Below are 5,303 nucleotides of genomic sequence, written 5' to 3'. Positions count from 1 at the left end.
CGGAAATTCCTTTTGACCCCAAAGAATTTGCCGAAGGTGAAAACCTGCCCGACCCCGAATACGACCAACGCATCCGTGAATTGGGACAACGCTGGGTGCAGGATCTGGCGGTAGTAACCTCCTATGTACAGCAAGAATTTCCGGAATTGGCCAACAAACAAGTCATCAGTGGCGGACACTCCACTGGTGGCGGTAGTGCGATCGAGTTTTGTAATAAGGACGCACGTTGTATCGGTGCCATTGGCCTCGACGCCTGGATGTTGCCCATTGCAGAAGAAACCCTGGATGAGTTGAACAAACCCTTACTCAGTTTTTTTGGGGACTCGCGACTTGAGTACTTTGAACCCATTAATCGTGAACGCTTTGTACGATTACAACAAGCATCAAATAAAAAACAGGTACTCAACAAGGAGTTTGTGATCGCGAATGCCAATCATATTGATTTTTGTGATGCAGGCTTGCTCTCGCCATACAGTTACTTGTTCGGGCAAGACAAAGGCAAAATAAAAACCCAACGGGTGATGCAAATCATTAATCAACACAGCATCACATTTGCCGAAGCGATACGTAACAACGCGGCCGACAAAATTACCTGGCAACACTTTCCGGAAGAAATGAACTGGGGCGAATAACTCCGTTCATTTTGCTTACAAGACCGTTTGATCACGGTTTGTCACCTTTCCCCTCTTTTAATATAAGCTACTGGTCAATAAGTACAAAACTAATAAGCCATGGCATCAACGTTAACAGCAAACTCCGGTAAATTTAACAAGCAAACCGCCATAGCGGTAATTGTGGCCAACATGATCGGCACCGGTGTGTTCACCAGTCTGGGCTTTCAACTGCTGGATATACAATCGGGTTTTGTTATTTTGATGTTGTGGCTGGTCGGTGGTGTGACCGCCTTGTGTGGCGCTTTAAGTTACGCCGAACTGGGTGCGGCCTTTCCTCGCTCCGGTGGAGAATACAATTTCCTCAACGAGATCTATCATCCGCTGGCCGGATTCGTATCCGGCTGGATCTCGGCCACCATCGGGTTTGCAGCACCCACAGCATTGGCGGCGATCACCTTTGGAAAATATTTCACGTCTGTGTATCCACAATTCTCATCCTCGTGGTTGGCGTGTGGCTTGATCGTTGTACTCACTCTGGTGCATGCCAGTACCCGTCGCAACAGCGGACAGTTGCAAAGCGTGTTCACGATTTTGAAAATTTTGTTGATCGTGGTGTTTTGTGTGTTGTGCTGGCTGCTGGTAGACGAGCCGCAGCCGATTAATTTTTTACCGGCGGAGGGCGACAAGGCTTTGATGTTCAGTGGCGCTTTTGCAGTGTCATTGATCTACGTGAATTACGCGTACTCGGGCTGGAATGCCGCGACCTATTTATCCAGTGAGCTGGAAGATCCCAAAAAGAATTTGCCGATCATATTGGGCATTGGCACAGCCATTGTGATCCTTATGTATCTGGCCTTGAATTTCACATTCCTGTACGTTGCCCCGGTTGAGTCCATGCAAGGTCAGATTGAAGTCGGTTACATCGCCGCACAATCGGTGTTCGGCCCCTCGGGTGCCGCGATCATGGGGGTCAGTCTTTCCCTGCTGTTGATCTCGACCGTGAGTGCCATGATCATTGCCGCACCGCGGGTTCTGCAAATGATCGGTGAAGACTTTTCTGCATTTCGGTTTTTAGGCAAAACCAATCAACACGGTATTCCTGCCAACGCCATCTATACCCAATCAGGCATCAGTTTATTGTTCATTCTGACCGGCACTTTTGAGGAGATCCTTATTTTTGCCGGATTTGCCCTGGGACTGAATACCTTTATGGCGGTCTTGGGTGTGTTTATCTTGCGTTGGCGACAACCTGACATCGAGCGACCCTACAAAACCTGGGCGTATCCCTTAACGCCCATTATTTTCCTGTCTTTAACCGGCTGGACACTGGTGTACTTATTAATTGATAAACCCAAAGAATCGTTCACCAGTCTGGGGATAATATTTATCGGGATAATTTTTTATTTTGTCAGTCGCGCATTCAGTACAATAAAGCCATGAAACAAATTTTGAACGACTATCCGGTTGTGTTGGAACAGCAAGTGCGCTGGGGCGATGAAGACTCTTTTCAGCATGTCAACAACACCGTGTATTTCAAATATTTCGAAGACGCGCGAATTGCCTATTTTGATAAGATCGATGCCATGGTCAATATGGGTGAGACAAAAATCGGACCCATTCTTGCCAATGCGCGTACCGATTTCAGAGCGGCCTTAACCTATCCGGACACCATCAGTATTGGCTGTCGTATCAGCGATGTGCATGAAAAAAAGTTCACCATGCAATATGTGGTTTATAGTCACAAAATGGATTGCATTGCCGCCGAAGGCGATGGCCTGATCGTGTTTCTGGATTATGCCAAACGTAAAAGTTGTGCCATACCTGCCGCTGTCGTCGCCAAGATCAAGCAACTGGAACAAACCGCCGGACAATAAATAGAACAGATTTACGGGAGTAAAGCATGCAAACCGAACAAGAACTACGCGTACAACTTGCGGCCATGTACCGGATCTTCGATCACCTCGGCTGGTCGGAAATGATCTATAACCACATCACGGTAAAAATTCCGGGCGATGAAGAACATTTTTTGATTAATCCCTACGGTCTGCATTATTCCGAGGTCAAAGCCTCAAATCTGGTCAAAGTGGATATCAAAGGCAATGTGGTTGAAGATTCTGCCTACAAGGCCAATCCTGCCGGTATGGTGATTCATTCCGCGATTCACGCCCACCGTGAAGACGCGCATTGCATTACCCATATCCATACCACCGATGGCATGGCGGTGGCATGTCAGGAAGGTGGGCTACGGCATGATAATTTTTACTCGGTGCTTTTATATAACCAGGTTGCCTATCACGATTTTGAAGGCCTGACGGTGAATATGGATGAGCAACAACGCATGGTGGCCAGTCTGGGCGACAAACCGCAACTTATCTTGAGAAACCATGGCTTGTTATCCATCGGTCGGAGCATTCCGGAGGCCTTTATCAACACCTGGGTTTTGCAACGCGCCTGCGAAGTACAAGTGGCAACCGATTCAACCGGGCGTGCCAATATACCGATCGCTGAAGAAATTGGCAAAAAGTCGGAAGAATTATTGAAAATACAGATGTCGGGAATGAACCCGGGCGAACTGGAATTTGCCGCCTTTGTTCGCAAGATCGACGCCATTGATCCCAGTTATAAAGATTAAGCCCGTTTAAAAACACCACTGGAACCCGGAAAGTGCTGTCGTATTTACGGGGGATCGGAAATACCAGATTTTTAAGATCTTCTTAGCCGATCAAATCCTGCATCTGTTCTTCCAGTTTGGCGATACGTTCTTCCAGTTCCTGTAACTTGGATGGACTTGCTTCTTGTTTCACAGGACGAGTTGTACTTACTTTTGAAACCGGTTGAACAACACCAATCTCAGGCTCTCCCGCCAGCAAATGTGTATAACGATCTTCTCGCTGCCCGATGCCTTTGGGGATGATCATAACGGTCGCCTCATCCCTAGCCATCATGTCTTCCAGAGTGGATTGGATCTCGTTTACATTTTCAAAGACTGCCATGCGGTCAGTACGCGCTTTGATGTCGTTCAGAGTCATCGAGTCTCTAAGCATCAGCATACATAATATGGCTTGTTGCTTTCGATCATCGGTAATACGACCATGCGCATGATGTGAAATTTTGTTGGTACGCGACCCATAATCAATACGAGCAAGAGTTAATTCAACCAATTCATTCACCACATGCCCAACCTGCCCCTCAGTCAGATTCATCACGGGGTCACGATTGGATTTTTGATTACAAGCCAACATTAAAGAATTAATGGTGAGCGGGTAGTTTTTGGGCGTTGTCAGGTGTTTTTCCATTAAACATCCTAAAACCCGTACTTGGTGGCTTGTCAGTTTTTGGTTTTGTAGTTCTTCAGTCATGCATAAACTTTATCACAAAGCCTAATCAAAGGACCGGCATGTTACAGGTCTTTGCAGATGGACATTACGCTGGACCGCTGATTGGAATATTTACCCATTGTTATTACTCGCCGTTTTATTTGTGCGCGCTTATTTGTAAACTACCCGAAACTGTTCACACACGATCAGCATATCTTCACCCGGAGAATATTGGCTGCCTTCAAGTTCACGGGTGTAATAATCCCAGTGCACACGTTTCCAGTACGCGAGTGATTTGTCACCCTCGCCTTCAATTTCTGCAAATTCGGCTGTGACTTGATTGAACGGTGTGATCTCGACTTTTTCGACTTCGATCACACATAAGGCAATGCCATCCCAATCGGTTACGATGTAGTGATCGCCGGCTTTCGGGAGTACGGCATTATTTAATTCATACCAGTAGTGCGAGGACGCGGTGGCACGTTTGATGCCCTTGAGAACCAGGTCTGCACATTCGTTGGCGTCCTTTTGATTGTCGCAAAAGTAAAAAGCGTCGAGCTCTTGTTGCGGTTTATCGAGCGAATTGAAAAATCTTTCGTTCAACTCGGACACTGAAGGGTGGGTTTTTTTCACAGTAGTAGATCAAGCTTCTTTATCTATCGACTTTTCGGCACAAGCAGGCATCCATGATTATGTAAATTTATCTCACTCGATGCAAGGCACAAACTTTATTCCCGGCAGGATCACGCAAGTACGCCAGATACAGGTCCCCGAAATTTCCGCCTTCACGTATGCCCGGCGGATCTTCGATCGCAACGCCGCCATTGGCCAGACCGGCTGCGTGCCAGGCATCGGTCTGTTCCGGGCTGTCAGTGGCAAACCCGATGGTTCCCCCGTTGGCATGGCTTACTGGTTTGCCATCGATCGGGATACTGATGCCAAACACACCGGTTTTGGTGACATAAAAGCAGCGTCCTTTCTCATCGATAACACCAGGTTTGCAGCCTACTACTCCAAGAATGGCGTCATAAAATTTTTTGGATTCCTGAATGTCTTTGGCCCCCAGCATCACATGACTGAACATCATATTCTCCCTCTTTTATATTTAATGGTTTTAAAAAAGATGGACTTAGAGAAGTGCGTCGCCCACAACCACAACCTTGCCATTGCGAGAACCACTGGATGCAACTTTGACTGCCTCTTTAATATCTTTTACCGGATAGCTTGCGTGTACCGGGGCTGACAAGATTCCTTGTGCAACCAGGGTAGTGAGTTCGCCAAACAATGCCTTTTGTTGCTCCGGGGAGGCGGTTTGGAACCATCGGGCCAACCAGAATCCGCGTAAGTTGATGTCTTTAAAAATAACCGATAA

General features: G+C 47.1%; 8 protein-coding genes. 4 read left to right on the top strand and 4 right to left on the bottom strand.

Features of this window, described 5'->3' with window-relative positions; genetic code table 11:
* The 4 genes from HKN88_01860 to HKN88_01845 all read left to right on the top strand — a co-directional run.
* Nucleotides 1-632, top strand: a 632-nt coding sequence (locus tag HKN88_01860; protein ID NNC96796.1) for a hypothetical protein, incomplete at its 5' end; no start/stop codon positions are given.
* A gap of 99 nt (nt 633-731) precedes the next feature.
* The gene (locus HKN88_01855; protein ID NNC96795.1) at nt 732-2,054 is read left to right on the top strand and encodes an amino acid permease; all 1,323 of its coding nucleotides are present in this window, start codon (nt 732-734) and stop codon (nt 2,052-2,054) included.
* Entirely contained in the window at nt 2,051-2,488 is a 438-nt protein-coding gene (locus HKN88_01850) for an acyl-CoA thioesterase (protein NNC96794.1), read from the top strand. The genes HKN88_01855 and HKN88_01850 overlap by 4 nt, the downstream gene beginning before the upstream one ends.
* A gap of 26 nt (nt 2,489-2,514) precedes the next feature.
* Nucleotides 2,515-3,246 (top strand): class II aldolase/adducin family protein, encoded by a 732-nt coding sequence (locus HKN88_01845; GenBank protein NNC96793.1) that lies wholly within the window; start codon nt 2,515-2,517, stop codon nt 3,244-3,246.
* An 82-nt stretch (nt 3,247-3,328) separates the two neighbouring features.
* Here the strand turns inward: HKN88_01845 and HKN88_01840 are convergent, their stop codons facing one another.
* From HKN88_01840 to HKN88_01825, 4 genes are all read right to left on the bottom strand, one after another.
* Nucleotides 3,329-3,910 (bottom strand): DUF480 domain-containing protein, encoded by a 582-nt coding sequence (locus tag HKN88_01840; protein ID NNC96792.1) that lies wholly within the window; start codon nt 3,908-3,910, stop codon nt 3,329-3,331.
* Nucleotides 3,911-4,102: 192 nt separating this feature from the next.
* Entirely contained in the window at nt 4,103-4,564 is a 462-nt protein-coding gene (locus HKN88_01835; GenBank protein NNC96791.1) for an ASCH domain-containing protein, read from the bottom strand.
* A gap of 67 nt (nt 4,565-4,631) precedes the next feature.
* On the bottom strand, nt 4,632-5,015 hold the full coding sequence (locus tag HKN88_01830) for a VOC family protein (GenBank protein ID NNC96790.1): 384 nt from the start codon (nt 5,013-5,015) through the stop codon (nt 4,632-4,634).
* Between the two features lie 45 nt (nt 5,016-5,060).
* Nucleotides 5,061-5,303: zinc-binding dehydrogenase (locus HKN88_01825; protein ID NNC96789.1), on the bottom strand; the 243-nt coding region annotated here is incomplete at its 5' end.

It is taken from the genome of Gammaproteobacteria bacterium (genome assembly GCA_013001575.1).
Taxonomy (GTDB): domain Bacteria; phylum Pseudomonadota; class Gammaproteobacteria; order Steroidobacterales; family JABDMI01; genus JABDMI01.
This window is presented reverse-complemented; position numbering and strand designations above follow the sequence as displayed.

Coding starts and splice junctions, on each gene's coding strand:
- HKN88_01855 (NNC96795.1), top strand. CDS start 732: ATGGCATCAACGTTAACAGCAAACTCCGGTAAATTTAACAAGCAAACC.
- HKN88_01850 (NNC96794.1), top strand. CDS start 2,051: ATGAAACAAATTTTGAACGACTATCCGGTTGTGTTGGAACAGCAAGTG.
- HKN88_01845 (NNC96793.1), top strand. CDS start 2,515: ATGCAAACCGAACAAGAACTACGCGTACAACTTGCGGCCATGTACCGG.
- HKN88_01840 (NNC96792.1), bottom strand. CDS start 3,910: ATGGAAAAACACCTGACAACGCCCAAAAACTACCCGCTCACCATTAAT.
- HKN88_01830 (NNC96790.1), bottom strand. CDS start 5,015: ATGTTCAGTCATGTGATGCTGGGGGCCAAAGACATTCAGGAATCCAAA.